The sequence below is a fragment of the Clostridium arbusti SL206 genome, from assembly GCF_000246895.1.
In the GTDB taxonomy this organism is placed as follows: Bacteria; Bacillota; Clostridia; order Clostridiales; family Clostridiaceae; genus Clostridium_I; species Clostridium_I arbusti.
Genome location: NZ_BAEV01000218.1, coordinates 1 through 359, shown reverse-complemented (window position 1 = coordinate 359; position 359 = coordinate 1). Strand labels below are relative to the sequence as shown.

Below are 359 nucleotides of genomic sequence, written 5' to 3'. Positions count from 1 at the left end.
GTAGCTATGTCGGGAAGGGATAAACGCTGAAAGCATCTAAGCGTGAAGCCCACCTCAAGATTAGATTTCCCATAGCGTAAGCTAGTAAGACCCCTGAAAGAACATCAGGTTGATAGGTCAGAGGTGTAAGTGCAGCAATGTATTTAGCTGACTGATACTAATAGGTCGAGGGCTTGACCAATATATAACTATTTTTACTTTAATAACACTATGCAATTTTGAGAGTACATACTCTTAATATATCCAGTGTCTATGACTTAGAGGTAACACCCGTTCCCATTCCGAACACGAAGGTTAAGCTCTAATGTGCCGATGGTACTTCAGGGGAAGCCCTGTGGAAGAGTAGGTCGGCGCTGGGT

2 rRNA genes are annotated in these 359 nt (G+C 43.5%); both read left to right on the top strand.

The features are described 5' to 3' along the window. Positions 1 to 181: ribosomal RNA gene (locus RH99_RS18110) — 23S ribosomal RNA — on the top strand; the annotation flags it as partial. A 61-nt stretch (positions 182 to 242) separates the two neighbouring features. Further along, positions 243 to 359 (top strand): 5S ribosomal RNA (gene rrf, locus RH99_RS18105).